At 39.3% G+C, this 26,013-nt stretch carries 29 protein-coding genes, 4 tRNA genes and 1 pseudogene; 17 read left to right on the top strand and 17 right to left on the bottom strand.

The annotated features are described in order from the left end of the window. Positions 1–9: 9 nt before the first annotated feature. The 4 genes from J4526_01685 to J4526_01670 all read right to left on the bottom strand — a co-directional run bounded on the left by J4526_01685 (position 10) and on the right by J4526_01670 (position 3,779). Entirely contained in the window at positions 10–1,842 is a 1,833-nt protein-coding gene (locus J4526_01685) for a ribosome biogenesis/translation initiation ATPase RLI (protein WFO75618.1), read from the bottom strand. A 324-nt stretch (positions 1,843–2,166) separates the two neighbouring features. Beyond that, on the bottom strand, positions 2,167–2,454 hold the full coding sequence (locus J4526_01680; protein ID WFO75617.1) for a DNA-directed RNA polymerase subunit M: 288 nt from the start codon (positions 2,452–2,454) through the stop codon (positions 2,167–2,169). Positions 2,455–2,868: 414 nt separating this feature from the next. Next, positions 2,869–3,474 carry a hypothetical protein gene (locus J4526_01675; GenBank protein ID WFO75616.1) on the bottom strand — a complete coding sequence of 202 codons (606 nt, stop codon included), beginning with the start codon at positions 3,472–3,474 and terminating at the stop codon, positions 2,869–2,871. A 104-nt stretch (positions 3,475–3,578) separates the two neighbouring features. Further along, positions 3,579–3,779, bottom strand: a complete 201-nt coding sequence (locus J4526_01670; protein ID WFO75615.1) for a 30S ribosomal protein S17e — start codon at positions 3,777–3,779, stop codon at positions 3,579–3,581. A gap of 217 nt (positions 3,780–3,996) precedes the next feature. Between J4526_01670 and J4526_01665 the strand changes: the two genes are divergently transcribed. After that, the gene (locus J4526_01665) at positions 3,997–5,631 is read left to right on the top strand and encodes a TCP-1/cpn60 chaperonin family protein (protein ID WFO75614.1); all 1,635 of its coding nucleotides are present in this window, start codon (positions 3,997–3,999) and stop codon (positions 5,629–5,631) included. A 57-nt stretch (positions 5,632–5,688) separates the two neighbouring features. On the opposite strand, the gene J4526_01660 is transcribed toward J4526_01665, so the two are convergent. Beyond that, entirely contained in the window at positions 5,689–7,203 is a 1,515-nt protein-coding gene (locus J4526_01660) for a DUF87 domain-containing protein (protein WFO75613.1), read from the bottom strand. A gap of 37 nt (positions 7,204–7,240) precedes the next feature. Further along, positions 7,241–7,618, bottom strand: coding sequence for a DNA-directed RNA polymerase subunit G (locus J4526_01655; GenBank protein WFO75612.1), 378 nt, complete (start codon positions 7,616–7,618; stop codon positions 7,241–7,243). Between the two features lie 142 nt (positions 7,619–7,760). Here J4526_01655 and J4526_01650 point away from each other — a divergent pair, with 142 nt between their 5' ends. Continuing rightward, the gene (locus J4526_01650; GenBank protein ID WFO75611.1) at positions 7,761–8,210 is read left to right on the top strand and encodes an Lsm family RNA-binding protein; all 450 of its coding nucleotides are present in this window, start codon (positions 7,761–7,763) and stop codon (positions 8,208–8,210) included. A gap of 7 nt (positions 8,211–8,217) precedes the next feature. After that, positions 8,218–9,801, top strand: coding sequence for a tRNA guanosine(15) transglycosylase TgtA (tgtA, locus tag J4526_01645; GenBank protein WFO75610.1), 1,584 nt, complete (start codon positions 8,218–8,220; stop codon positions 9,799–9,801). Here tgtA and J4526_01640 read toward each other — a convergent pair. From J4526_01640 to J4526_01630, 3 genes are read right to left on the bottom strand one after another with little or no spacing between them, the layout of a single operon-like run. Then, complete coding sequence (locus J4526_01640; protein ID WFO76281.1) at positions 9,746–10,495, bottom strand: proteasome assembly chaperone family protein; 750 nt, start codon at positions 10,493–10,495, stop codon at positions 9,746–9,748. The genes tgtA and J4526_01640 overlap by 56 nt on opposite strands. Then, positions 10,492–10,989 (bottom strand): pseudouridine synthase, encoded by a 498-nt coding sequence (locus tag J4526_01635; GenBank protein WFO75609.1) that lies wholly within the window; start codon positions 10,987–10,989, stop codon positions 10,492–10,494. The genes J4526_01640 and J4526_01635 overlap by 4 nt, the downstream gene beginning before the upstream one ends. A 14-nt stretch (positions 10,990–11,003) precedes the next feature. Then, on the bottom strand, positions 11,004–12,194 hold the full coding sequence (locus J4526_01630; GenBank protein WFO75608.1) for a proteasome-activating nucleotidase: 1,191 nt from the start codon (positions 12,192–12,194) through the stop codon (positions 11,004–11,006). A gap of 89 nt (positions 12,195–12,283) precedes the next feature. Between J4526_01630 and J4526_01625 the strand changes: the two genes are divergently transcribed. The 6 genes from J4526_01625 to J4526_01600 are packed head-to-tail and all read left to right on the top strand — an operon-like array spanning position 12,284 to position 16,411. Further along, positions 12,284–12,814 (top strand): TIGR00270 family protein, encoded by a 531-nt coding sequence (locus J4526_01625; protein ID WFO75607.1) that lies wholly within the window; start codon positions 12,284–12,286, stop codon positions 12,812–12,814. Between the two features lie 20 nt (positions 12,815–12,834). Beyond that, positions 12,835–13,902: a GTPase HflX gene (gene hflX, locus J4526_01620; GenBank protein ID WFO75606.1), complete on the top strand. Its 1,068-nt coding sequence runs from the start codon at positions 12,835–12,837 to the stop codon at positions 13,900–13,902. 33 nt (positions 13,903–13,935) lie between these two features. Continuing rightward, a complete protein-coding gene (locus J4526_01615) occupies positions 13,936–14,469 on the top strand; it encodes a tRNA (cytidine(56)-2'-O)-methyltransferase (protein ID WFO75605.1) in 534 nt (177 codons plus the stop codon). Continuing rightward, positions 14,462–14,980, top strand: a complete 519-nt coding sequence (locus J4526_01610; protein ID WFO75604.1) for a transcription factor — start codon at positions 14,462–14,464, stop codon at positions 14,978–14,980. The genes J4526_01615 and J4526_01610 overlap by 8 nt, the downstream gene beginning before the upstream one ends. 2 nt (positions 14,981–14,982) lie before the next feature. Next, complete coding sequence (locus J4526_01605; protein WFO75603.1) at positions 14,983–15,951, top strand: DNA cytosine methyltransferase; 969 nt, start codon at positions 14,983–14,985, stop codon at positions 15,949–15,951. Position 15,952: 1 nt separating this feature from the next. Then, positions 15,953–16,411: a recombinase RecB gene (locus tag J4526_01600; GenBank protein ID WFO75602.1), complete on the top strand. Its 459-nt coding sequence runs from the start codon at positions 15,953–15,955 to the stop codon at positions 16,409–16,411. Between the two features lie 55 nt (positions 16,412–16,466). Here J4526_01600 and J4526_01595 read toward each other — a convergent pair whose 3' ends face one another. Then, positions 16,467–17,993 (bottom strand): sodium:alanine symporter family protein, encoded by a 1,527-nt coding sequence (locus J4526_01595; protein WFO76280.1) that lies wholly within the window; start codon positions 17,991–17,993, stop codon positions 16,467–16,469. A 156-nt stretch (positions 17,994–18,149) separates the two neighbouring features. On the opposite strand from J4526_01595, the gene J4526_01590 reads away from it, so the two are divergent. After that, a complete protein-coding gene (locus tag J4526_01590) occupies positions 18,150–18,425 on the top strand; it encodes a hypothetical protein (GenBank protein ID WFO75601.1) in 276 nt (91 codons plus the stop codon). A gap of 198 nt (positions 18,426–18,623) precedes the next feature. Here J4526_01590 and J4526_01585 read toward each other — a convergent pair. Beyond that, a tRNA-Glu gene (locus J4526_01585) sits at positions 18,624–18,698 on the bottom strand. A 154-nt stretch (positions 18,699–18,852) separates the two neighbouring features. Between J4526_01585 and J4526_01580 the strand changes: the two genes are divergently transcribed. The 4 genes from J4526_01580 (at position 18,853) to J4526_01565 (ending at position 21,965) form a co-directional block, all read left to right on the top strand. Then, entirely contained in the window at positions 18,853–20,733 is a 1,881-nt protein-coding gene (locus tag J4526_01580) for a CBS domain-containing protein (protein WFO75600.1), read from the top strand. 67 nt (positions 20,734–20,800) lie between these two features. Further along, a tRNA-Gly gene (locus J4526_01575) sits at positions 20,801–20,879 on the top strand. A gap of 124 nt (positions 20,880–21,003) precedes the next feature. Further along, positions 21,004–21,825 carry a pyrroline-5-carboxylate reductase gene (locus J4526_01570; GenBank protein ID WFO76279.1) on the top strand — a complete coding sequence of 274 codons (822 nt, stop codon included), beginning with the start codon at positions 21,004–21,006 and terminating at the stop codon, positions 21,823–21,825. Between the two features lie 20 nt (positions 21,826–21,845). Next, positions 21,846–21,965 (top strand) — tRNA-Ser (locus tag J4526_01565). Between the two features lie 101 nt (positions 21,966–22,066). On the opposite strand, the gene J4526_01560 is transcribed toward J4526_01565, so the two are convergent. Both J4526_01560 and J4526_01555 read right to left on the bottom strand, forming a co-directional pair. After that, positions 22,067–23,176 (bottom strand): SPFH/Band 7/PHB domain protein, encoded by a 1,110-nt coding sequence (locus tag J4526_01560; GenBank protein WFO75599.1) that lies wholly within the window; start codon positions 23,174–23,176, stop codon positions 22,067–22,069. A gap of 26 nt (positions 23,177–23,202) precedes the next feature. Then, entirely contained in the window at positions 23,203–23,679 is a 477-nt protein-coding gene (locus J4526_01555; protein WFO75598.1) for an NfeD family protein, read from the bottom strand. 107 nt (positions 23,680–23,786) lie between these two features. Between J4526_01555 and J4526_01550 the strand changes: the two genes are divergently transcribed. Beyond that, positions 23,787–23,874, top strand: a tRNA-Leu gene (locus J4526_01550). A 9-nt stretch (positions 23,875–23,883) separates the two neighbouring features. Here J4526_01550 and J4526_01545 read toward each other — a convergent pair. Further along, positions 23,884–24,081, bottom strand: a pseudogene (locus J4526_01545) (putative integrase). A gap of 148 nt (positions 24,082–24,229) precedes the next feature. On the opposite strand from J4526_01545, the gene J4526_01540 reads away from it, so the two are divergent. Beyond that, positions 24,230–24,394: a hypothetical protein gene (locus J4526_01540; GenBank protein WFO75597.1), complete on the top strand. Its 165-nt coding sequence runs from the start codon at positions 24,230–24,232 to the stop codon at positions 24,392–24,394. On the opposite strand, the gene J4526_01535 is transcribed toward J4526_01540, so the two are convergent. The 3 genes from J4526_01535 to J4526_01525 all read right to left on the bottom strand — a co-directional run bounded on the left by J4526_01535 (position 24,384) and on the right by J4526_01525 (position 25,720). Beyond that, positions 24,384–24,638: a hypothetical protein gene (locus J4526_01535; GenBank protein WFO75596.1), complete on the bottom strand. Its 255-nt coding sequence runs from the start codon at positions 24,636–24,638 to the stop codon at positions 24,384–24,386. The two genes, J4526_01540 and J4526_01535, sit on opposite strands and share 11 nt — an antisense overlap. 99 nt (positions 24,639–24,737) lie before the next feature. Then, a complete protein-coding gene (locus J4526_01530) occupies positions 24,738–25,451 on the bottom strand; it encodes a hypothetical protein (GenBank protein WFO75595.1) in 714 nt (237 codons plus the stop codon). Then, complete coding sequence (locus J4526_01525) at positions 25,448–25,720, bottom strand: hypothetical protein (protein WFO75594.1); 273 nt, start codon at positions 25,718–25,720, stop codon at positions 25,448–25,450. The genes J4526_01530 and J4526_01525 overlap by 4 nt, the downstream gene beginning before the upstream one ends. Positions 25,721–25,848: 128 nt before the next feature. Between J4526_01525 and J4526_01520 the strand changes: the two genes are divergently transcribed. Then, positions 25,849–26,007, top strand: a complete 159-nt coding sequence (locus J4526_01520; protein ID WFO75593.1) for a hypothetical protein — start codon at positions 25,849–25,851, stop codon at positions 26,005–26,007. The last annotated feature ends 6 nt before the right edge of the window (positions 26,008–26,013 follow it).

Raw genomic sequence — 26,013 nt, 5'->3', positions numbered from 1 at the left:
TAAATAAGCCTATTCTTCCTTGGCAAATTGAGGTTGTTCAATAAGATAGTATTCGCCGATACTCTTTTGATAGCGATCAAGATATGAACCTGGCTTATTAACCCTAGGCCTACCTGTTTGAGGATCACGTCTAAACGTTATATCAAGGTCTCTAAGAAGCTCGTTGAACCCTCTTCGTAAATCACAGGGTTTTCTCGCATATCCTCTAATACCGGGTTCTCCTCCAAACACCATTACTCTATCACTTACATAGTTTTGTAACATAAAGTCATGCTCTACTACAAAAGCAGCAACACGTTTCTCCTCAATGATTCTTCTTATTACGCGTGCTATAGCTAGTCTTTCCTCGACATCAAGATAGGCCGAAGGCTCGTCTAGTAGATAGAGTTGTGCGTCTCTTGAAAGCGTTACAGCTACAGCAAGTTTCTGGAGTTCACCACCGCTAAGCTCATCGACCCTTCGGTCGAGCATTTTATTTAGTCCAAGTTTTCTTATAAGCTCACTGTAAATCCATGATGTAGGATTCAATGCTTGTTGATTGGCTTCTCTGAGATTTTCTGCAACAGTTTCTCCCGGGAAAATTTTTGGCGACAGTTCTTGTGGTTTGTAGCTTACTTTCTCAACGGTTATGAGTACTTCGCCTTCATCCGGCTGTAGCTCGCCACTTAAGATCTTTATAAACGTGGTCTTGCCTATACCGTTGGGGCCTATTATACCGATTACTTCTCCTTTATAGATTTCTCCCTCCTCGACAACAAGACTGAATCCTTTACCATAGTCTTTCCTTAATTTACCCCATTTACTCAATGGGTATTCTTGTGTAGGCTTCGATTTTTCTGATACTGTTATATTAAATACAATTGCTTCACGTCTTATTCTCATATTCTCGGCAGGTAGGTATCCTTGGAGATAATGATTGATCCCTACTCTTACACCATAGGGTTTAGATACTATACCATAAACACCAGGCTCACCAAAAATTACGACAATATTGTCTGAGATGTAGTCAAGTATGGTTAGATCGTGCTCTATTACTGCAATATATACTTTATTGACGGGTAGGAACTCATGGATCGCTCTCGCTATACGAAGTCTCTCTTTTACATCAAGATAACTACATGGCTCGTCGAAAAAGTACGCGTTTGCATCTTTCACGATAACGGCTGAGATAAGGAATTTCTGTAATTCGCCGCCACTTAATTTCCTGACATCTCTATCAGCTATCTTGTTTAGACCCATGTACTCGATGACATCCTTATAAATGCCTCTCTCATCAGCTTTTTCTAGTAATTCCTTTACAGTTCCTTTAAGCATACGTTTAGCTAACTCAACGTATTGTATCTTGACAACTGCCTTGATCTTTTTTTCTACAAGCTTCTTGAAATAGGTTTGAAGTTCTGTCCCCCTAAAAGCACGAATGATTTCATCCCAATCAGGCGGGTTATCGTATTGGCCTAAATTGGGTTTCAGCATTCCTGATAGTATCTTTATGGATGTTGTCTTGCCACTTCCATTCCTGCCTATTATACCAAGTACTTTGCCTTCTCGTAGGATGGGAAGATTATACAATTTAAACATGTTCTTCCCATATCTATGTACCACATTTTTCTCTAGTTCATCAGGAATGTTTACTATTGATATTGCATTAAATGGACACTTTTTTACACAAATACCACAACCCAAGCAAACATCTTCGTTTATAACGGCTCTCTTGTTATCTGGAGAAAGCTCTATTGCTTTTTTTATTCTACTTGTTTTATTCACAGGACAGAATCTAATACACTCTAGGTTACACTTGCTTGGTTTACAGTAGTCCTTATCAATTACAGCAATTCTAGCCATAATTAATCCACCAGTATTAGTCGATAAAGTCTATACTTAAGTAGCGGTATACTAATTACCCTCTTTTAGAAGATTATTCACACAGTATTTAAGCTATGATGAGTGGTGACGGCACGGATCAAGTGATGAACGGAATAAAGGCGCTGAGCATTCTCTCAAATACATAACATTATATAGTATTGACTATAACTATTGAAGAACATATGTAATTCTTGTAGAACATTAGCGACGAGATTTGATGTAGTTTTGTTAATAAGAAGTGCTTATGTGTTCGGAAATATAAGCGTGTTTTGACCGGACATGGCACTCATTCGTTTCACTAATTTAATCGCTTTCTCCAGCTTCTTCTGATTCAAATGATTCAAGGAATACCTCATAGTATTCTTGAAGCAATTCGCGTTCTTCTGGTGTAAGTGCTCTTCTGGTACCTTCTGTTGCTTTTGCTGTAACAACACGCTTCTCTTCTTCAACCTCGTAGCCTATCCTATAACGTTTCTCCTCTTCTTTGCGCATTCCTATCTTGTATCCACACTTAGTGCACTTCAGGTAATTCTTATTGTTTTCTTTTATAGGAACCATTAGTCCACCACACTTGGGACAGAATTTTACCAACATTTATCACCGTATTGTTTTCTCGGAGAGATACATTTTAGTCCTAATGGTTTAGGTGTATATCTCCTATATATACTTAACACGCATTTTAGCTAAAGCAATGCATATAAAACCTATTTCAATGATTTTTGTTCATATGAACAGCTATCACCTCAAGATAAATTTTTATTCCCCAGTCATGAGGTTTATCCTAGAGGAAAAGAAAGACATCAGGTGAGTGGAAAATGGTTGTGTTCGAGGAGGAATGGTGGGAGGAAGAAGAGGAACCGGAAGAAGAAGAGTGGTGGGAAGAAGAGGAAGAGTGGTAGGACGATATAGTAACCCATTAGATTTTATTATAATTAGTTAGATTATTTGTTCAGTCACTTGGTTTCACAATAAGTTTCACGAAGAGTTTTTGTTTGATAAACCTGTTCAATAATATGTTCTGGCAATAAACTCGGATATCTTAGAAATAATCTTTTTCTCAAGATCGATCTTAGTTTTAAATGATTTCGTATCCACATTGTATATACTTGCAAGTATACTGTAATCAATGTTTGTTGGCCATGCTACTTTAGAGCATGTTTTCTCAAGAATTATATTGTTATGGCAACTTTGATGATCTTGACACATACAACTGAACAGCACATAGGAGCGTTTATTCCTGAATTCTTTGATCAATCTTATTATTTCTATTAGTTGCTTCTTAGCGTAAATAATGCTTAATAATAGTAGAGGTTTCTTCTTAATCCTTATCTTTTGGGCTTTTTTCAATACTATATCCCAATAATAAATTATGCCCGTGGCACATACCGTTATTGGAGGTATAATGTTTTCAGGAATTACAGCATATACAATATTATTTTTTTCTTCAATAGACTTATCGATAAGATCGATCAATTCATCGGTATCAACGTTTTCACAAGAGAATAATCTAGCGTATATAAACATATTATTCTGTAATTTAAACAATATTTCTCCACTTGATGGGTTCATCTCAAGGGTTTCTGGCAGCGAAATAGAGTATTGGTTGAACATGGAGTATCACGTCTTGATATTTAACCATTGAATGCCTTTGTCATTAGTTCAATATTAAATTATATTTAAGGTTAATTGAGAATCTGTTTAAAGAATAATTATTTTTATCTTTGTTGGCGCTCACGTATTTTTACCAAATGAGTGATATATCCTGCGATCTTGTTTCTGAGTTTTTTACTATCCACGTCTAATAACTTCTTTACTACCTGTTTGTTATGCTCGAAATCTCTTGTAAACAAATCTGGGTATTTCTCTAATAGTTCTCTTGCAGTTCTCTTAATGATACTGATCCTAACTTTTCCCATATTATTCACCCGTGTTTTAGTACACTTTGTTGTGGATAGTTGGCTCCAGATGCTAGAGTTTGGTGTATAGAGGTATTTAGTTGTTACTTTATAAATTTGATTTACTTGAATGTCTTGTATTTGTGTGAAAAATATTGATTAGCAGATAAGTTTATATAGAAGCACTTTCATGGATTCTCTTGGAATATAGGATTATGGTCTTCTAAGGGTGACGAAGATGGCTGTGGAGCCTATGGGTGTTCCTGTACTCATACTTAAAGAGGGTACACAGAGAACAGCAGGGCGTGATGCATTAAGAACAAACATTATGGCTGTAAGAGCTGTTGCAGAGACTTTAAGAACAACATATGGTCCCAAAGGCATGGACAAAATGCTTGTTGACGCTCTCGGTGATGTCACAATAACTAATGATGGTGCAACAATACTCGATAAAATGGATGTACAGCATCCAGCAGCTAAGATGCTTGTACAAATAGCTAAAGGTCAGGATGAAGAGGTAGGTGATGGTACCAAGACAGCTGTAATATTTGCAGGCGAGCTACTAAAGCATGCAGAGGAGCTTCTTGACAAAAACATTCACCCAACAATAATTGTAAGTGGTTACAGGAAAGCTCTTGAGGAAGCAATAAAGTTCATCTATGAAATTGCTGAGCCTATTGATATCAATAACGATGAAATCTTGAAGAAAGTTGGTAAAACCTCGCTTACAAGCAAGGCTGTACATGGTGTACGCGAGTACTTTGCCGAAATAGCTGTAAAGGCAGTGAAACAAATTGCTGAGAAACGTGGTGACAAGTACTACATTGACCTAGACAATATACAGATCATAAAGAAGCATGGTGGAAGCTTACTCGATACCCAACTAGTCTACGGTGTTGTCCTCGATAAGGAGGTCGTTCACCCTGGCATGCCTAGGAGAGTTGAGAAAGCCAAGATTGCACTACTAGACGCACCACTAGAAGTAGAGAAACCAGAGATCGATGCTGAGATAAGAATTACTGACCCATCACAGATGAGGGCATTCCTACAAGAGGAAGAGGAAATTCTAAAGAAGATGGTTGAGAAGATTGCTGGTGTTGGTGCTAATGTTGTGATTTGTCAGAAGGGTATTGATGAGGTTGCTCAGCACTTCCTTGCCAAGAAGGGCATACTAGCAGTAAGAAGAGTAAAGAGATCAGACATGGAGAAACTAGAAAGAGCAACAGGAGGAAAAATCGTAAGCAACATTGACGACCTCAAACCAGAGGATCTAGGTGAAGCAGAACTAGTAGAAGAGAGGAAAGTTGGAGAAGACAAAATGGTGTTCATTGAGGGCTGCAAGAACCCCAAGGCAGTAAGTATTGTTGTGAGAGGAGGTCTAGAAAGATTAGTTGATGAAGCAGAGAGAGCACTTAGAGACAGCCTTGCAGCGGTTGCAGACGCAATAAGAGATGGAAAGATTGTAGCTGGCGGCGGAGCTGTTGAAATGGAGTTAGCTAGACATCTAAGAAAGTTTGCCACCAAAATTGGAGGTAAAGAACAACTAGCAATCGAGGCATTCGCTAGATCACTAGAAGGACTAGTTATGGCACTTGTTGAGAACGCCGGTTATGACCCCGTTGAGATCATTATGAAACTTAGAGCGGCACACGACGATCCTAAGAACAAATGGGTTGGAATCAACATATTCACAGGCGACCTAGCAAACATGATGGAGCTAGGAGTCATTGAGCCAGTAAGTGTTAAAGCAAACGCCTTAAAGGCAGGAACCGAAGTAGCTACATTGATCCTAAGGATAGACGATATAATTGCTGCGTCAAGAGCTGAAAAGAAGGAAGAGGAGAAGAAAGAAGAGAAAGGAGAAGAAGAGTAAACACAACTAGATAAATTTCTAGTCCTTTAATATAGCATAATATAGTTTTTTAACATATTATCCTTCTCCGAATGGCTCAATTTTGACGAGTACAGGAGTCTTGTAATCAACTGTATATAATATTGCCTCACCAGGATTAAGGACAGGAAGTATTTTCTCATACTCATATGTGATTTTTGTTATTTTTCTTATAGTTTCGAGATCCTGTTCCGATCTTATTGAGTGTATTATTTTTGTTGCAGAGTTACTCATAAGGCCCTCAAATATACTTGATGGAGACTGTGATACTGATATTATACCTATCTTAAATTTCCTTACTTCTGCCACGAGTTTAGATAAGAAGCTTGATGTAGATTTTCTTGGAAAGATGTTATGAGCTTCCTCTATTATTAATAACAGTTTTTGCCTTCTACTTCTTATTTGGTAATCTAAGATTGTTTTTAGTAACAATAGTGTATATGTTTTTCTTAATATTACGTTGCTTATTAAGCTCACATCTACTATTATAGGTGACTTATTAAAGGCAAGGATATCTTCCATGCTTGTATGTTTACTGAATAAGTATCTTCCTCTAGTTAATACGGAAATTTTTCTTAGTAATGCCATCTTTACTTCTCTTATCCAATTACTGTTTTCGTTGATACTCTCAATGCTAGTCAATAGATAATCTATAGGATTTCTTGTCGTAAACGTAGTATCCTTAATCTTTTCAAGAACCTTATATAAGAGGTAGGATTGGGGTTCTGTTAGTTCGAATACTTCTTCGAAAACATCCATTAAATCAATAATAGATTTACTTGTATCTGATAATGGATTTATAGCAATGTCTATACCTGGTCGCATATACTTGTGCCTTCTAATTAACTCTTTATACTCGCCGTGCCAATCAATGATTATCGTCTTAACTTCATTGTTGAAATCATTTAGTGTATAATACAAGTTGTTGATAAGAGTTGCTACAGTTGTTGTCTTTCCGCTGCCTGTTGCACCAAGTACTAATACATGCTGCATTAGCGTGTCTATAGTTATACCAATATATCCTGTGTAGTCGGAGTTAATTGGTTTCCCCAATGGAATAATCTTTTTCGACAGTGGATTTATATTAACTATTATTTTTTGAACAGGATATTTTATTGTAGAACGAACAAAGTACTGGTTAATAAACAAAATGTTCATTTGTCTTCGAAAAAATAACTTCTTTATGGGAAGAATTATTTGTAATCCTTTACGGGGAGAAGCAGTTTCCTGGATCTCTAGGTGGTTAAACCTGCTTTTCACAAAACCTTTTATTATGTCCCGTTCTTTTTCGAGTTCTTCAACACTCTTGGAGATAATAACTATGTAACCCTCGTAATTGCCTTTCCTCGCGTAGGATAGAGTAGCGTAGATAACATTACTGTTCTCTTTCGATCTATTATGTATGAATTTCATTAACTCGCTAATCTCTTTGTTTATCTCTTCTTCTTTCGCATAAGCGTCTTTCATTATTTTAATGTATTTGTAGTGATAGGTACCGATATTATAGTTATTAAATTCATTAATGAAATCTTTACTATATTCCGGTTTTATCATACGCCCCCTATAGATTATACTTGCCGTTTATAAAACGTTATTTAGACAACTTCTTGATCCCGATATAATATTTCTCCACAACATTAATGTCTTTTAAAAGCTCATCATTCTTTGTCTTAACAATTAATAAAAGCCCTCCTATCGAGATAACAGCACGTGAAATAGTTTCTTCTCCTGTTTCTATTTTTGTTTTCGATACAACATAACCAACACCACAAAAATCATAGTCGTTAATACATTGTTCCTTGTCAATGCCTATGTTGATTTCTGTTTTGGTGTTCTTTTCTAGAGAGAAAATATTCTCAGGAAGCTCTATTACTACTTCAGTATCACTATCCTCACAATAATTCCTTGTAACACCAGGCATTCTCAGAGGTTCTTTGTTCTTTACAGTGCATTGTATAACCAATGTCAATACGTAATTACCTCCACCCAATGATCGTGAGTACATGTATTTCCATTGAAGATGGTAAATGTCTGCCTAATATTTATTCTTTCTCCCGTATCCGTAATTTCCAAATATCCCTTCTGTTCTTAAAGGGTTTAGAGGTGGTTGTATGAGTGTAGCTGATGCAACAAGAAGACTCATATCGGAATTGCTTCTAATGCTTGACAAAAAAGTAACTGTTGTCTTAACCAATGGCAAGAAATATGAGGGGATCTTAATAGGGTTTGATCATCCGTCAATTAATATAATGTTGGCCTCAGCAAGTGATACCACTGGCAAGAAATATCCCAAGATATTAATCAAAGGAGAGTCTATTTCTGAAATAATGATAACTGAAGAACCATTATTTGATCCAAATGAATTTGCCGAGTATCTCGTTAAAGAACTACATCTAAGGCAAGATGCTGTTAAAGTTGTTCCAGAAGCAGGAGCTGTGATAGTATATGGGAGGATAAAAGTCACAGAAAAGGGTGTTGAAGGAACAGGTGCGATGGCACAAACGATCTATGAGGTCTATCAAAGATATATTGATATGAGGAAAAGTAAGCTCCAGGGTTAATGACGTATTGACATACTACGAGATCAAAGATATTGACTTGGCTGCAAGAATAGGAAGATTGAAGACGAAGTCAGGAGTATTTGAAACACCATATCTCTTTCCAGTAATAGATCCTATACGTCAAGAAGTAGAGCTAGATACAGTTAACAAGATAGGCTTCAATGCTATAATCACAAATGCTTACCTGTACTATAGAAGAAGTAGAGGAAGGGCTAAAGATATACATGAGTATCTCCGCTGGAACAAGCCAATAATGACTGATTCAGGTGGATACCAGGTACTTGAATACGGTGATGTAGAAGTAACTAACAAGACCATTGTTAGTTTCCAAAAAGAGATAAATGTTGACATAGGCGTTATCTTGGATATTCCAACTGGGGCTAACATGGATTATAAACAGGCACTCGAAGCAGTAAATGAAACATATAAAAGAGCCTGGGAGGCATTACCGATAATTCAAGAGAGTTCTACGCTATGGGTATTTCCCATACAGGGAGCACCATACAGGGATCTTGTAGTTAAATCAAGTATTATGGCTTGGAAACTCCCCTATCATATTCATGCGCTCGGTAGCCCTACTGTTTTGTTGGAAAGATATGAATATTCTAGTTTAATTGAGCTAGTCGCGCTAGCACGCATGCATCTACCACCTCATAGACCTCTCCACGTGTTTGGTGTAGGGCATCCAATGATAATACCATTTCTTGTCGCTTTAGGAGCTGATTTATTTGATTCTGCATCGTACATACTCTATGCTAGAGACAACAGGTACATGATTGAAGGTGGAACAAAAAGACTTGAAGAACTAGAATATTTCCCTTGTTCATGTCCCGTATGTAGTCGATATACTCCCAAGGACTTGCTAGAAAGAAATCCCAGGGATAGAGTGAAATTGCTTGCTATGCATAATCTCTTCATGTTAAAAAGGGAGATTGATACAGTGAAGCAAGCTATTAAAGAAGGCAGGCTATGGGAGCTTATTGAAGAGAGATCTAAGTCGCATCCAAGTCTTCGTGATGCATTTAACGTCTTAAAGAAATACTCTGAAAAATTACTTGCAAAATATACACCATTATCCAAAGGCTCTGTTTCAGCAATGCTATTCTATGATTACGACACTATATATAATCCTAAAGTGGGTTTATTTATTGATAATATAAAGAAATGGTTTCCTAGAAGGTATAATGAAATAGTGCTTATTCCTGCGGTAGAGAAGCCCTATAGGGCGCAGGATTTTGTAAAGAAGATAAGTAATTTAGAAAACAAGGATAAGATGTTTTATAATTTATTTTTAGGATTAATACCATGGAACCTGACAGAGACTTATCCTGTATTCCAGCATGAAGAACCGAGATACGTTGATGATGAAAGGCTCTGTAAGTATGCTGCAAGTATAGCTGCAGAATACATTATAAAGAATAACTATAGTACTGTAGAAATAATTGTTGTAGACGATATATTATGGACCAAAAAGTTTGCTGAAGAACTACGTAATAAATTGTATGTTAAAGGTGTAAATGTTATAGAAATTGTGACTACATGTACATCGGGTGCTGTTTCTCACCAGTTTCAGCTTCGTAAACCTTCTTAACTAATTCTTTTTCTTTGCTTTCAAGTTCTTCTATGATTTTTGCTTCTTTATATAATTCAGATACGTCAATGGGTATTCCCGTGATTTCTGATATTATATTAACTGCTATGGCAGTAGCACGCGGGTCGGCTCTATAGGGTTCAGCGTAGGGGAATATTGCTACGCCAGGAATGCTTTCTATTTCAGCAAACATCATTGTAAGAGCTAGTGGCCCAACAACATGTCTTTCTTCTAATATTGGTGCATTGAGTGAACGCTTAGTACCGCCCAACGGGATCCATCGATATTTCTCATTGGGATCCTCTTTAACTGAAGGATCAAGGCCTCCTACGAGGATTACTTCTGAAACGTATATCTTCTTAAGCCAACTGATTACTGTTTCAGCATAGTCTGTTCTTTCTCGTGCATGAGGGAATCCATGGTTTACGAGTACAATGAGTTTCTTGTTATTGATGTTCGAGTAATATATTTCAAACGGGAATATTAGGCCAGAGCTCTTGGTGTAAAATGTTGTTTCTGGGACATAGCGTGTTCTTATAAACCCTATTCTCTTCATCTTAAGGGCATATGCGATATGTCTTGAAGTTAAGTATCCTACTAAACCAAATCCTGCAAAGCCTGTTATGAATACGGCATTCCTTAGTTCCTCGGGGTCTACATCTTTTTTCAATACAATACTTACACGGCGCACTATTCTTCCACACTCCTGATACTTTCTCTTACACGTATTACTTCTCCCCGGCTAAATAGTGTAGCTATCCAGCCGGGGAGAAGCGCTTTCCCTACAGCCAATAAGTTCCAGTCTTCGTCTACAACGAGAACTTCGTCATGAGGTTTTATGCTAGGATCCATGAATACTATATGTGGAGCAAATACGTTACCTCCCTCAGCTATGAATTGAGCGTATTTGTTTGATACCATTACACGTAGAAAAGGTTTTTCTAAGATATTGTTTAACCTTATTCCGCCATGGATTCTCAATAATAATCTATAATCACTTGCCCTAATTGTTGCAATGACTTTTCCTTCGAGTAGGATGGCCCTAATTCTATAAGTCCTAGGAGATCTTATGACTAGTATGTTTTCTGGAATGAATTTCTTACCAACACCCCTAAATTGAAAAGATGCTATTGCACGTAAGTCCTCTATTTCTTCGGGTGACGGTTTTGTTATTTTTCCCTGCAGCATTATTTCGGTCCTCGTTATTGGAATAGATTGTTATCTTTCTTGAGTTCAACACCGAATCTGCGTATATCGCTCTTCGATTTAATCTTCTTAATGGCGTTTATGAAGTCCTCCATCTTTACTTTTCTTCTATTACTCCTTAGGGCATTGTATCCTGCTTCAGTACATATGGCTTTTATTTCGGCGCCTGTAGCTCCTTCTGTTAGTTTCGCTAGCAAACTAATGTCTACGTCTTCATCTAGCTTCATCTTTCTCGTGTGTACCTTGAATATCTCTATACGTGCCTCATAATCAGGCAAAGGCACCTCAATTAATCTGTCAAACCTGCCTGGCCTCAATATAGCTGGGTCAAGTATGTCTATTCTGTTAGTTGCCGCTATCACCTTTACTTTATCGAGAGGACGGAACCCGTCTAATTCAGCTAGAAGTTGCATGAGTGTTCTTTGTACTTCTCTTTCTCCACTAGTGCCTATGTCGAGTCTTTTTGCAGCTATTGCATCGATTTCGTCTATAAATACTATTGATGGAGCTTTTCTTCGAGCGAGCTTGAATACTTCTCTAACTATTCTTGCGCCTTCTCCTATGAATTTCTGTACTAGTTCGCTGCCAACGATGCTAATGAATGTAGCATTTGCCTCGCGTGCTACAGCTTTTGCGAGAAGAGTTTTGCCGCAACCAGGAGGTCCATAGAGTAGCACTCCCTTTGGAGGCTCTATGCCTATTTCTTCGAAAAGCTCTGGATGCTTAAGAGGTAGTTCAATAGCCTCTCTAAGTTCTCTAATTTGTTCTTTAAGTCCGCCAATATCGTTAAATGATACATTGGGCCGCTCTATAACTTCCATAGATCTTACATAAGGGTCTTCTCTTTCAGGAAGTACTTCAACTATTGCTGAGCCACGTTGATTCAATGCGACATGAGTTCCTGGAAGCAGTTTTGATTTGTCAATATTTGCAAGCACTTGCACTATCAAATTTGGTCCTGTAGAGCTTTTTACTACAGCACGCCCGTCTGGTAATATCTCTAATACGATTGCTTCTATTAATGGTGGTGACAACAGTTTTTCTATTTCGTGCTTATAATACTTTACTTGAGTAATCAGCTTTTCTTTTTCTAGCTCTAAATACTTCACCCTTGATTCTAGAAACCTTATATAATCTTCCAACGACATCTTAGTTTCAATAGAGCCACTGGACTCCGAGCTACTCATACCTATGTACCACCTATCCTATGTAGTATGATTGAACTAAGGCTAAAAATAGTTCCTACTAATATCATATCGTGGAGTGTGGCTAAGTAATGCCCTGTTACTGTGAAATGTGTGGGAGAGAAATTCCAGACGAGCGTTTATGTAAGACTATTGTTGTTGAAGGCGCTCTGCTCAGGGTTTGCCCTTCTTGTTATAGTAGGCTGGCTAAACAAAAACATGCTGTTGAACAAAAACCAATACAAAGTAGCCGAGCTAGCTCATTAACGAGGAATAGAGAACGGGAAAAGAAATGGGTTAGAGCTAGAATACCTAAGAGACTTCTCGAGGAAGAATTTGATATAGTGCCAGACTATGGTAGGAGAATAAGAGAAGCCAGACAACGATTAGGCTGGTCTACAAAAGTATTGGCAGAAAAAGTTAGAGAAAAAGAGAATGTTATTAAAAGAATTGAGTCAGGTAAACTAAAACCATCAATTGATCTTGCTCGTAGACTAGAGAAAGTATTACATATAAAGCTACTTGAACCTGTTGTTGAGGAAAGCACCGATATTAGTTTTAAAGGAGATGAAGATTACTTCACTATAGGTGATCTAATAAAGATAAAAAGTAGTAAGAAATAGTTTCTTTCCGGAGCAAAGTCATGGCGAGAGCAATCGTAGCTATTCCGGCTAAGTACAAAGAGTATCTTGAGGAAGAACTTACCTTAGTTAAGACTTTATATGATATTCATGACTACTTTCTTGTCAAGAAACCTAATAGACAGTACTACATACCATATACAAGACTAGAGGAACTGAAAAACACGGATACTTATGATGTCCTTGTCATACTGGACAAGCTTAAGCCGAGATATACTATCAATCTCTATAGAGAGCTTAGGAAAGAAATTATTGACCGAGTACAACTTATTCTTAAAATTTTCGCTGAGCACGCTGGTAGTAAGGAAGCTAGACTACAGATCGAGTTAGCTAGATTGAAACATGAACTCCCCCTCATAAGGGAAGTTATAAGACACATGAAGCTCGGTGAACTACCTGGATTTCTTGGCGGTGGACGTTATGCTGTAGACAAATACTATAGAATGGCGAAATCACGGATAGCACGAATTATGCGTGAACTTGAGAAACAACGTTCTCTAAGAAGTCTACGAAGAGCACACAGGAGAAAACTCGGTCTTCCTCATGTGGCTCTAGTGGGGTATACTTGTGCTGGTAAGACTACGCTATTTAATTACTTCACTAATAACATGAAGCCTGTAGGACCTGAACCTTTTACTACACTCTCGCCCAAGGCAAGTGCTATTGAGATTAACGGAGAGAAGATTGTATTGGTTGATACAGTAGGGTTCATACGTGATATACCACCAGAAATAATTGAAGCATTTTACGCCACTCTTGAAGAGATTATAGACTCTGAACTAATAGTTTTAATACTAGATGCCTCTAGGGGTTTACAAAACATTATTATGGAGCTGAATGAGTCGAGGAAAATCCTCTCCAGTATAGGTGTTCATGGAAAACCCATCATAATAGCTATTAATAAAATAGATAAGATACACACAAACGATTTACACGAAATTATTGATTCTGTGAAGAAAAGTGTTGGTGAAGACACGCCTGTTGTTCCAATTTCTGCTTTAAAAGGCTATAATCTTGATAAACTTGCAGAGGAAATGCTTACAAGAGTTGTAAAAACAATAGTCAAATAAGTGTTAAAGTATGTTTTTGTAAGGTTGATTACGATGCCAAAGATATATGTTTTAAGAATAGGGCATAGACCTGGTAGGGACAAGAGAATAACGACACATGTAGGTCTTGTTGCACGGGCATTTGGTGCACACGGTTTCGTTCTAGGTGATGTTGTTGATGAGTCAGTGTATAATTCTCTTGTAAAAGTTACTGAATTATGGGGAGGAAAACTAGATATTGTAATGGGGGTTAATTCACGCAAATATACTCTCGAATGGAAAAAACGTGGGGGTGTGGTTGTCCATTTAACTATGTATGGTATACATATCGATGATGTCATCGATGAAATACGTTCTTTGAATAGAGATATACTTGTGGTTGTTGGTGCCGAGAAAGTTCCACGTTTTTTCTATGAAGAAGCCGACTATAATGTTGCAATAGGTCATCAACCTCACTCCGAAGTAGCTGCCCTAGCCATATTCCTTGATAGATACTATGAAGGAAGAGAATTACATTTAACATTCCCTAATGCTAGACTAGTAATAGAACCGTCTCCACGTGGTAAGAAGGTGAAGAGAATTGAGTAAACGGAATATAATAGACGTTGCTGCCAAGCTTATTGAAGCTATATACGGGCCTAAAGCAAGAAAGGTATTCATGTATCTTGTTGAAAAAGGAACTTTTGTTCCAGAAGAAAATATCGGTAAAGAGCTCGGCTTTAAATCTAATGAAGCAAGAAAATTGCTACAAGCACTTGCTGAAGAAGGATTTATCTCGTTTAGAAGAACAAGCTCTAGGGAAAGAGGACAGCATGGATGGTATGTTAACTATGATAATCTAGAAGGAGTTGTCATAGCAAGACTTAAACGTGTTTTAGAGAAACTCAAGATAAGACTAGAGTATGAGAATCGTAAAGACTTATTCTATTGCCCTCAAGAGGGAATAAGGTACACTATAGAGGAAGCCATGGCATACGATTTTATCTGTCCTAGATGTGGAGCCTTACTTGAGGAATATGATGGCTCGAAGGCTGCTGAGATCCTTAGGAAACGTATTAATGAGATAGAGGAAACTCTACGTTCGTTTGGTGCTCTCTAAAAATGAAGCCTAAATACAAGATAATTGACTTATTTTGTGGGGCTGGGGGTTTCTCTCTGGGATTTAAGTTAAGTGGTAGGTACAAGCATTTGCTTGCTATAGATAACTTGCCGGCTGCAGCCAAAACTTACAAGATGAATTTTCCTGAAACACTTGTTCTAGCGGAGGATATAAAGGACATTAGCGGTAGGCTAATTCAAGAACTCGTAGGAGAGGATATCGACGTTGTTATCGGGAGTCCGCCATGCGAACCCTTCACAGGATCTAATCCTAGAAGAGAGAAAAACCCTCTCGATAGATTATACAAAGACCCCATAGGGCAATTGACTTTACACTTCATAAGAATAGTCTCTGATATAAAACCACGCGTATTCGTCATGGAGAATGTGCCGGCTATTATGGATGATGGTCTTGAAAAAGCCCTGAGAAGAGAATTCAGACAAGCAGGATATAGTCACATATATTTCAATGTGCTTAAAGCAGAAGATTATGGAACACCTAGTCATAGGCTTAGAGTATTTATATCTAACATTAAGATATCGCCGCCTCGTTTAGGTAAGTATATAACTGTAAAGGAGGCTCTGAAAGGTCTTCCTCCTGAAGGAGGCCATTTACCTAATCATGAAATACCTCCTTTATCTGATAGAAAACTGAGAAGGATTTCTAGGCTTAAGTGGGGTCAAGCCCTTATCTATTATGAGGGTGCTAAGAGGAGATTGCCTAACTTGATAAGACTTGACCCCAATAAGATTGCTCCAACTGTTCTCGGTAGTTCTAGATTTATACATCCGTTTTATGATAGATTTCTAACAGTTAGAGAACAGGCAAGATTAATGGGATTTCCCGATAGTTTTGTATTCCTCGGGGGACGAGATGAACAGTATAACCAGGTGGGTGAGGCCGTTCCTGTACCTTTAGCTAAGGCTGTAGCCTTGGAAGTTGCGAGAAAACTGGATTCAGGTGATATATAACATGGGGAAGCTTTTTGTAATACTATATAATGTGTCGAGTGTTCATAAAGTTATTGAATTCGTGAAAACAGCTTATGCATTTGATGATAACGTTATCCCAGTAATAGTTAAACCTATCGGAGCAGCGGCTCAAATAGGTGTACCTGAAGTAAATAAACTATCTTATAAGCTCAATAAGCCGTTAATAGTACTGCCCGAGTTAAAGGATATTATTGATGTTCTTGGTATAAAAGATAATTATATGGTTACCAGTAGAGGTAATGAGATGCTTATTGATGAGATCTTTAATACTAATGGCGATGTAGCGATAACTATTAATGGTGGTGATACTGATTTCACGAAGCAAGAACTTGAGTATGGTAAAGCGACAACATTTAAAGAAATACCATTGGGTCTCCCATCAACAGCACTACTGGCTATTATTCTCTATAGGCTCAAGATTATAAAAGAGCAAAGATAGTTTGTAGCAATGTTTTTGAAAAAATAATATGGTATTGCCAGTATTTTTGATTGCCTTAGATGTATTCTTTTCTTTCTGTTATCAGTGTGTATGTTGGAGTGACTATTGATCTCAAGAAGTCTTTAATGAATAACTTTAATTGTGTTACTGCACCTGTTGATGTAGCAGCTTTCTCTGCTTCATACCAGTGTCTTGTGTAGAAGTCTTTGAGTAATGCTAGTGCTACTGGTGCAAAGTATACCACGGCTATTAGGTTAGGTATTGCCATCAAGCCGTTTGCCATGTCGGAGAATGTCCAGAATGTTTCGAAGAGTTCTCCAGCAATTGCAGCTGGTATCAATGGTATTATCCATATGACTCTCCAGATCCATACCATAGGCTTTTCTGGCAGTCTTAGTGTCTTAACCCAGAAGTATTTCCAGTTCACTTCTCCATAGAACTCCCATGTTAGAATTGTTGTGTAGGCAAACAGTCCTAGAGCTATACCTAGGATTACAGCTGACCAGACTCCATAGCCTCTATAGAAAGCCTCCATAGCTAGGGCTGCTCCACTATAGAATTTGCCTTCAGGGCTCATTGCGATATATGCTTCAGTAGTTATGTCAGCTATGACGGTGATTGTACATATTACTAGTGTGTCCATAAACACTTCGAAGACGCCATAGAATCCTTGTCTGCCTGGGTGGTCTGATTCAGCATAGGCATATGCGTTTGGAGCACTACCTAGACCTGCTTCGTTTGAGAAGAGTCCTCTTGCAAATCCGTATCTTATTGCCTGGTATACTGTCCAGCCTGTTATACCTCCACCGACAGCTAGTGGGGTGAATGCTCCTGTTAGTATCAGGCTTATTGTCTTTGGTAAGTTGTAGGCAAACATTGCCCATAGTCCGAGACCGAATATAATGTACCATGCTGCCATGAAGGGAACTAGGTAGTTTGCTACTTCAGCGATTCTCTTTAGACCGCCAATGACTACCAATGCTGTTGCGATGAACATTAGTATTCCTGCGATAAGTCTAGCTGTATACACATCGAATTCGTAAGCTCTAGCGATATACTCTGCACCCAAGGCAACGTTGTTGGCTTGGACCATGTTACCTATACCGAAGGCAGCAATCCAAGCAAAGAGTGCGAAGAGAATAGCGAGAGCAGGACCTATCTTGGGTACTCGCCTAATGTAGTATGCGGTACCCCCCTCTATAGTGCCATCAGGCTTAACTCTTCTAGACCAAACACCTAGAGTAACCTCGGCGGCTTTCAGGCCCATACCTAGAATACCACAGACCCACATCCAGAAGACGGCTCCAGGACCACCCAATCTAACAGCTGTAGAAGCACCAGCAATGTTTCCTACACCAATAGTTGCACCCATTACCATAGCCCAGATCTTGAAGGGATGAACTTCTCCAGCACCTTTCTTACCTTTCCAAGCCATATTCTTTACAGCAAGACCAAATTTCCTGATCTGGAAGAAGCCACCAAGAATACTGATCGTGAGGCCTGTTGATACCAGGATTATTATCATTGGTAGGCCCCATACAAGACCATCAATAATGTTGATCCATTCAATTATGGTATCCATAATACCGGGCACGACAAGCCCACCATTAGCATTTATAAAATGCAAGTACTACTAGTTTTGTCTCTTTCCTAGCAAAAAAATTTTTCTTCATTACCTCAAATGTTATGTTAAAGTTTATATACAACTCTAATAGAATTATACTTATTGGTGGTTGTTTTGTCAGTTAAATACACGATAGAACCTGGCCACCGTGACAAAGCAGCTATTATATGGCTTGTCTTGGTAATAATAATTGCACTAGGAGTCATTGGTATTGCTTATGCGCAACAGGACAATGAGTATGGTGGAGAGCTTATCAAAAAAGAAGTTATAGGAAACATTAAACTACATCTGGTAACAATGATTATAATAATTATACTTGTAATAGCCGCATGGGGCTTGGGACGTAGAAGAGAAGAAATAACTGTTGCACCAGGTGAAATGGTCTCTTAAGCTCAACAAATTATTTTTCATAAAACAACTTAGTGTAGATTTTTGTCTGCTGTGTCGTTTCTGAACTAAAATTGTTCTGCCAACTATCCTACCGTATTGTTATACAGGCTATAAACAAGATTTACCTATGTTGGCCCATGTCTTGGTGAATAAAATGAATGAAAATGAGGATGATATAATAGAGGAATTAAGGACGTATGCCGCCGCCGGGATTTGAACCCGGGTCACGGGCTCGAAAGGCCCGCATACTTGACCGGGCTATACTACGGCGGCTTCTCTTTTTCTTCAGTGGGAACCCAGCCTAATTAATTATAGCGGTGGTTTATATAATTTTAAGATGATGAGATTAACCATAGTTTTATATTATTTCACTCTAGTTTGTATCACATATGAGGAAAATGTGGCGTATATAATGGGGTGAAGTATTTTGAGGATTTGGGATGTTGCTAGAAGACCTAGGCTAGTACTCTATGATCTATCAATACCGCTTACTGTTGTCAGGGCTGAAGCCAGGAAGTATGGCGAGGAAATTATCCCTGTTGTTAAGTCCATTACTGAGGAGAAGGTGCTTGGCTTCCTAACGCCTATAGAATTAATTATGCCTACTTCGCATCATACCAGTATTCGTGTAAGAGATGCGTTACGTGAACACCCTATTCTAACTGCTGAAGACGATATAGGTGACGCTTTTAGATTATTCAGAGAACACAAGGTAATCGGTGCACCAGTAGTACATAGTAAAGAAGACAATAGATTGCTCGGCGTTGTCTCATACAACGACATGCTTTCATACTTAATAAAAACAGGTTATAGACCTCTTGCTGAGTCTGTTGCAGAAATAATGACTACAAAGGACCTAGAGAAGTACATGGTTTCCTGGAAGGACCGTGTAAATAGAGTATGGAGTAGAATAGTATTCCATGGACAGCCGGGCGTTGTCGTCGTTAGAAGTCTTGAAGAACCTATTCCTATGGGTCTAGTGACATACAAGGAGTTTATAAAAAGTGGGCGATGGTTATTCCATCGCGAAAGTGAGCAACACATAACGACTCCAGCTAAAGTCCAGCGTATAATGCTGAGAGGAGTCCTGGTTGCGACACAAGATATGCCTGTTGAAATGGTTGCTAAAGTCATGGCCGAGCATGATATACCACTAGTTCCTGTGATTAATGATGAAGGTAAGCTCATTGGTGTAGTCACATATGAGGACATAGTTAGGGCATACATTGAAGGAGCAAAGCCTGGTAGAGTACCAGTGCCGATTGCACGCGTTATACCAGTACCTGTTGCTAGAGAAGAAAGAATTGCTTACGTTACTAAAGAACGGCTATTAACTGAAGTGCTTTCAGCAAAACCATTAGTGAAACCAGTCTATGCTGGTATTAAAGCTGAGGATGTTTTAGTGGAAGAATTACCCGCGATCACAATAAACGATACTGTTGAGCATGCTAGGAAAGAAATGCTCAGAAAGAAAACAGACTACCTACTTGTAGTCGATGAGAAAGGCGATATAGTAGGTGTTGTCACTAAATGGAATATGTTACATGCGCTAGGACTCAAAGGACCGTTATGGAGACGTAGACCAAAAGACAGGTACTTCATAGACTATATAATGACTAGGAATATCCCAAGAGTCAAGCCTGACACACCAATCGAGGATGTTGCTCTACAACTCGTATCCAATGAGGCAGAAATAGCGTTTGTAGTAGATGATAAGGGAGAAATTATTGGGTTTATAACTAAGGACAACATTATAGAAGCAGCTAGGCGCCTCCTAACAGATATTCTTGCTGAAAACATAATATATCCAGGAAAAATGGCGTGTGTTAATCCATTCCATAGTCTCTACCATGTAGTGAATAAAATGAAGACATTGTTCCTTGATGCAGTAACAGTATATGATGGAAGCAATGTGCTTGGAGTCGTTTCGGCAAACAGACTAATATTTGTCGCATACGAGGATGCAGTGACAGGCACTAAGTCAAGAAGATTGATCTGGGTTCGTAAACTCGTGAAAGGAGCAGCACGCAAAGGTAGATATGTCAAGATCACTCCACTACTGGCAATGGATGCTATGGTGCCCTATAGAAAGTATATAACACCAGATACGTTGGTTGCTAAAGCAATAGATATGATGAAAGAAGCTGATCTCAATGGTATACCAGTATTAAGTGAAGACAGGAAACTAGTCAGCATAATATCCAAGAATGATATACTACGAGAACTCTCAAGAAGAGCAAAGAAGATAGCTGAAATAACCAAGAAGGTGGAAGAAAAAGAAGAAAAGAAAGTTGTAGAAGCAAAATAGCAAAACATACAAGCTAGATAAGGAAAATATTTAACCCCAAATCTTATTTCAACTAAAACCTGGAGTTGCGGCGGTCGTCTAGCCTGGACTAGGACGCCGGCCTGCCACGCCGGAGATCCCGGGTTCAAATCCCGGCCGCCGCACCAGTTCTCTTTACTTAAAAACCATGTCTCCTATATAGACATGGTTTTTTAACAACTTCAATATAGTTATAAAACAACCTAACTTGACAGGGGTTTAGAGAATTTGGTGTTAAACAACATTAATGCTATTGCTGTAATTGGCGCCGGGCGTATAGGCTCAGCTATTATTATTTCCTTGAAGAAATGCTTTCCTGACATCAAGGTTTATGCTACAGGGAGACGTGAGACCACTCTCGAGAACGCTAGACGATTAGGAGCTATCGCTTATAGGGATAACAACTACGTGGTCAAAGAATCTGATTTGATTATATTAGCTGTTAAACCCCACCATTTTCCTGCTGTTGCTCAGCAAGTTGATAAGGAGCATTGGGAAGGTAAAATAGTAATCTCTATTATGGCTGGTGTAAGACTCGCTACACTCAAGAAAGTGCTTAAAGGGGCTAAATTGTATAGGGCAATGCCTAACATAAATGTTATTGTTGGTAAGTCTTCGACGGCAATAGCTTCTCATGAGGAAGATTGTGGTCATCATAGGATTGTTGAAGAAGTTTTTAAGTGTATGGGTAGTGTTTACTGGGTTCCCGAGGAATTCCTTGATATATGGACTGCTTTGGCAGGAAGCGCACCAGCCTTCATCACGGAAATTATAGATGCTTTAGTACTTGGTGCAGTAGCGTGTGGTATGCCGAGAGAACTAGCATACAAGAGTATACTTGACGTACTTGAGGGGACAGCTTTGTTGCTTAAGAACACTAGTCATCATCCACTGGAAATTAGGGATGAGGTAGTAACACCAGCAGGTACAACAATAAGGGGTCTCATGACACTGGAATCAGAGGGCGTTAAAGCAGCATTAATGAAAACTATTGAGGAAACATACAAGAGATCTAGTGAGATAGGTAGGGAAATAGATGAGTATATAAGACAAATACTAAAATTAAATGATTAATGAAGGAAACCACTAGGAGCGCCGGGGTGCCCGAGCGGCCCAAGGGGGTGGGCTCGAGACCTATTTCCGGCTCGTCGAGGCTAGGGAGACCCACTGCCCCCACGGGGGGCGCGCGGGTTCGAATCCCGCCCCCGGCGCCACTCACTCCCCTATTTCTTCACTATGAACCAATTACGTGAATAGTAAATGTCTGATAGTGGTATGTAGAAATAGAAATAATTGTTTAGGTAGAAAAAGAGTGTTATTTCTTTTCTTCTTTTTCTATTTGTTTGAGAAGTTCATCAGCTTCTTTGGCTAGCTCGGCTGGTCTTAGTTTGGTTTTTCTTGCTTCTTCTAGTGCTTGTCTTACTTCTGCTGTAAGCTCTTCATAACTTGGTATGGAGCCTAGTACTTTCTCGGGCTTTCCTATCAGCTTTAATAGTTTTTCTATGTCGACCTCGCTTACCTGCGGTTCACGTACCCCCTTCCCTACGTATGCTGATATCCCTTCTATGAGTTTAGAGACTTCGAATGGTATGACTATCTTAGTTGCTTTTCCATCAGCCATCTTCTCGAGTGTATTAAGGCTCATGGCTGTTAATGCGTGGCTATGTAAGCTTGCTGCTCCAAGAGCAAGTATTCTCAGTCTTTGTGCTTCACCTTGTGCTTTTAGTATTGTGGCAAGTCTCTCTCCTTCGGCCCTCAATATAGCGGCTATACGCTCACCTTCAGCACGTAGTATCTGTGCAGTCTTTTCTCCCTCTGCTTTCAGTATTGCTGCTCTCTTCTCTCCGTCAGCACGTAGTATTGCTGCTCTACGTTCTCTTTCTGCACTTGTCTGTTCCTCCATAGCCCTCTTCACTGTGGGGCTAGGCTCTACTTCTCTTATCTCAACAGTTTCTACACGAACACCCCACTTGTCGGTTGCTTCGTCGAGTATTTGTCTTAGTTTAGCGTTTATTGCAGCACGGTTATACAGTATTTCATCGAGCTCCATGTCGCCTATAACACTACGTAGTGTTGTTTGTGCCAAAGAAATTATTGCCTGTCTGTAGTCAGTTACTTCAAAATAGGCTTTCTTAGGATCAACAACCCTAAAGTATACGATAGCGTCTACCGTTACAGGCGAGTTATCACGCGTTATCACGTCTTGACGCGGTACATCAACCACCTGGGTTCTCAAATCCATACGATCCACACGGCTTATAAATGGGGGTACCCAGTGCACACCTGGTCTCAGTATTCCAACGAATTTCCCTAGTCTTATGTAGATACCCACTTCCCATGGTCTTATAACAACTATTCCCTTGGCGAAAATTATCACTATTATTATTGCCATAAATAATGACAACAATAGGCTAGCAGGATCCATAATAATCCCTCCTGGGATGTACTTATTTATTGTTTTTTAGAAAAAGATTTTGTCTCCTTATCAATAGGCTTAACTATAAGATGGACTCCCTCGACATTAACAACAATAACTTTCTCTCCCTTAGGGATTACTCGATCTGATGTAGCAGACCATATGTCGCTGCCTATCTTCACCTTCCCTTCAAGACTATCGGGTTTAACGGTCTCAACAACAATACCTGTCTTGCCTATTAACCCCTCATAGCTTTCTGTAACTGGTGATGCCGGTGGTGATAATCTTCTATAGATTGTGTAAGTTATGTAGCCTATTGGAAACACTAGGAGCAGTAAAATCCAGGGCCCCCACCAGGTCTCCAGAATCCATGGAAACAACAATATTACAAACCCGTATATTATTGCAATAGTACCTGGAATAGCTATAAAGAAGCCAGGCGTAACAATCTCTACAGCTATGAGGATAATACCAATCAATATTAACAAATAAGCAATATAGCCGTAATCCATTAAAACACCTCTTATCACAGACACGACTGTTCTTAGTAATCTCATTCTCGGAAAAGATATTAAAACATAAAATAAGAGGATGAAGAATAACTATGATACAGTCGGGTGCGGGGGTGCCCGAGCCTGGTCAAAGGGGTCGGGCTCAGGACCCGATGGCGTAGGCCTGCGTGGGTTCAAATCCCACCCCCCGCACCATCCTTCTGATTTCGCCCTCAAATAGAACTCTGCTATCCTATCCAATGGACCAATGTATTTTGTTACGACTTTTCCGTTCTCCCTACCTTGAAGGTATACATAGAGTTTGTCTTTGATCCGCTTAACTACAAACCTTAACGGCAAAATTGCGGCACCATCTACAATGATGGTAGTTTTCTCAGTAGTTAAAGCCTCAGTCACGATCAACCACCAAGAACTACTTTGTCTCCCAAGCTAATAACCCAATGGAACCCGCTACCCCGAAACTACCAGTATTTACATATTGAAAAACAAATATACCCCTGATCATTATACATCCAGCCACGAGACACATAACAAAGGAGGGAAACAGTGTATGACTTGTACGGAAGCAGAAATTTTGAGGCTGCTAGAGCTTATAGATGACGAGGTCTTTGAAAACTCTAAAACACTAGAAGAAGCTAAACAGAAATGGCGTAAACTAAAAGCACATCTTAGAGAGCTAAGCCTTGATGATCTGAGAAGAGAACTTATGTTATGAGCTCTTCTATAGCCTTCACATACTCGGCTAGTTTTTTGCCTTTCTCCGTGAGTACTAGTTTTACTTTCCTGCCTTCGACTACCTCGTTTACAAGACCTTTCTCGACAAGCCATTTAGCTATATTAGTTACTGTTTGTGCCCCAAGTCCTAGTTTATCCCTTAACTCGACTCTTGATAAAGGCTTTTCATAAAGAGCAAGAAGAACTTCCTCAATTTTACTTGAAACACTACATAATTTACCCATTATCTAGCACCAGATACCAGTTTCTGACACCAGTTTTCTGGTAACCTACTGCTATCCTGTGCTGACGGCAGTAATAGAGATATCTCTACTGTATACTCGCTACTGACGTCTGACGGCGCCATCTGACGGCAGTAGAGTTGGGGCCCCTCTGGGTTCGGGAGTACTGCCAGCAGGTTCTGACGCCAGTATCCGTAGGATATTTATCCAGAAAGGCGCTGTTATCTCAACCAGATCATTAAAGGTTAGGTTTACGCCGCTCTTCCTATACTTCTTATTGACAGCGTTGATGAGGCTCTTTAATGTCTCATACATGCTCTTGGGCAACCTTATTGTTGTCTTTACTCTTGCATCCTTGTTGTTGCTTAGCAAGAAGCTCTGAAGGCTAGTTAGTATCGAGTCCTCATATCCCTTCATATATGATAAGAGTATTTCGTATAGGAGCCTCTTGTTCATAAGACCCTCTCTAGCGTTCCTAGGGCGGGTATTTGGCTTATCTATGACTACTGCCGTCTCCACCTGCTGTCTGCCGTCAGGTGTAGCCGTCTGCTGTCTGGTCTGGCTGGCAGTACCCATATTCTTCTTGATCGCTGCCTCGAATCTATACAACTTGATCCTGAGTTTCTGTAGCTCTTCGAGAAGACTGGGCGGAGTACTCTTTAGATCTAATATAATGTAATTACTCTTCCTAGTAACCTCAAGACCAAGGCTCTTTAAATGACCCTCGATCTCGCCATCAGGGTCTCTGAATATCATTGATGACTTCGTGGCATCAACCAGATGTTTCTCTAGAAGACTGAGGTCAAGGACACTCATATTTCTACACCAAAGATCTCCTTTATGATAGGATGACGATCAAAAACAGATTTTACAATCTTTGACGCGATATCGAGTTCCTTTTCTCCTCTACAAACAATGTAGACGTGTGTTTCATCTGGGAAATTACCGTATTTTTCTGCGTAAGCTCTACATCCCATGACTAGTTTGAGGCTCTCGAGAACATCATCCAAGATAATATCTGGAACAATGATGATCTTCATAGGCTCTTTATCCCGATGAGGTCTAACTAGCTGGGAATACGTCATTTCTGCCATACACCTCTGGCGTCAGTCTACTGACATCTTCTTTCCTATAATATTTAAAGATTACTGGCGTCAGACGTCAGACAAGTTTTTAAGCTCAGGCGTCAGAAAACAGACGTGAGGTGAGACCCGTGGAAGTCTCGGAGACCGAGAAAAAGATCACCGTTCGTCTCCCAATTTCCCTCTATAACAAACTAGAGGAGATCATGAAAGAAGAAGGCTACAAATCAGAAGCAGAAGCGATCCGAGGTCTCATCAGGGAAAAAGCAAGAGAACTCAAGAAAAGGTGATCTCCT

It is taken from the genome of Desulfurococcaceae archaeon MEX13E-LK6-19 (assembly GCA_029637525.1).
Classification (GTDB): domain Archaea; phylum Thermoproteota; class Thermoprotei_A; order Sulfolobales; family Desulfurococcaceae; genus MEX13ELK6-19.
Note: the sequence above shows the minus strand (reverse complement) of the source record. Positions and strands in the feature narration are given on the sequence as shown.

What these genes read in the sequence shown, in the direction of transcription:
- J4526_01660 (WFO75613.1), bottom strand. Translation starts at nt 7,203, where the DNA reads ATGATAAAACCGGAATATAGTAAAGATTTCATTAATGAATTTAATAAC.
- J4526_01595 (WFO76280.1), bottom strand. Translation starts at nt 17,993, where the DNA reads ATGGATACCATAATTGAATGGATCAACATTATTGATGGTCTTGTATGG.
- J4526_01605 (WFO75603.1), top strand. Translation starts at nt 14,983, where the DNA reads ATGAAGCCTAAATACAAGATAATTGACTTATTTTGTGGGGCTGGGGGT.
- J4526_01555 (WFO75598.1), bottom strand. Translation starts at nt 23,679, where the DNA reads ATGGATTACGGCTATATTGCTTATTTGTTAATATTGATTGGTATTATC.
- J4526_01560 (WFO75599.1), bottom strand. Translation starts at nt 23,176, where the DNA reads ATGGATCCTGCTAGCCTATTGTTGTCATTATTTATGGCAATAATAATA.
- J4526_01615 (WFO75605.1), top strand. Translation starts at nt 13,936, where the DNA reads ATGCCAAAGATATATGTTTTAAGAATAGGGCATAGACCTGGTAGGGAC.
- J4526_01685 (WFO75618.1), bottom strand. Translation starts at nt 1,842, where the DNA reads ATGGCTAGAATTGCTGTAATTGATAAGGACTACTGTAAACCAAGCAAG.
- hflX (WFO75606.1), top strand. Translation starts at nt 12,835, where the DNA reads ATGGCGAGAGCAATCGTAGCTATTCCGGCTAAGTACAAAGAGTATCTT.
- J4526_01650 (WFO75611.1), top strand. Translation starts at nt 7,761, where the DNA reads ATGAGTGTAGCTGATGCAACAAGAAGACTCATATCGGAATTGCTTCTA.
- J4526_01540 (WFO75597.1), top strand. Translation starts at nt 24,230, where the DNA reads ATGACTTGTACGGAAGCAGAAATTTTGAGGCTGCTAGAGCTTATAGAT.
- J4526_01625 (WFO75607.1), top strand. Translation starts at nt 12,284, where the DNA reads ATGCCCTGTTACTGTGAAATGTGTGGGAGAGAAATTCCAGACGAGCGT.
- J4526_01525 (WFO75594.1), bottom strand. Translation starts at nt 25,720, where the DNA reads ATGACGTATTCCCAGCTAGTTAGACCTCATCGGGATAAAGAGCCTATG.
- J4526_01535 (WFO75596.1), bottom strand. Translation starts at nt 24,638, where the DNA reads ATGGGTAAATTATGTAGTGTTTCAAGTAAAATTGAGGAAGTTCTTCTT.
- J4526_01530 (WFO75595.1), bottom strand. Translation starts at nt 25,451, where the DNA reads ATGAGTGTCCTTGACCTCAGTCTTCTAGAGAAACATCTGGTTGATGCC.
- J4526_01675 (WFO75616.1), bottom strand. Translation starts at nt 3,474, where the DNA reads ATGTTCAACCAATACTCTATTTCGCTGCCAGAAACCCTTGAGATGAAC.
- J4526_01665 (WFO75614.1), top strand. Translation starts at nt 3,997, where the DNA reads ATGGCTGTGGAGCCTATGGGTGTTCCTGTACTCATACTTAAAGAGGGT.
- J4526_01635 (WFO75609.1), bottom strand. Translation starts at nt 10,989, where the DNA reads ATGCTGCAGGGAAAAATAACAAAACCGTCACCCGAAGAAATAGAGGAC.
- J4526_01600 (WFO75602.1), top strand. Translation starts at nt 15,953, where the DNA reads ATGGGGAAGCTTTTTGTAATACTATATAATGTGTCGAGTGTTCATAAA.
- J4526_01670 (WFO75615.1), bottom strand. Translation starts at nt 3,779, where the DNA reads ATGGGAAAAGTTAGGATCAGTATCATTAAGAGAACTGCAAGAGAACTA.
- J4526_01630 (WFO75608.1), bottom strand. Translation starts at nt 12,194, where the DNA reads ATGAGTAGCTCGGAGTCCAGTGGCTCTATTGAAACTAAGATGTCGTTG.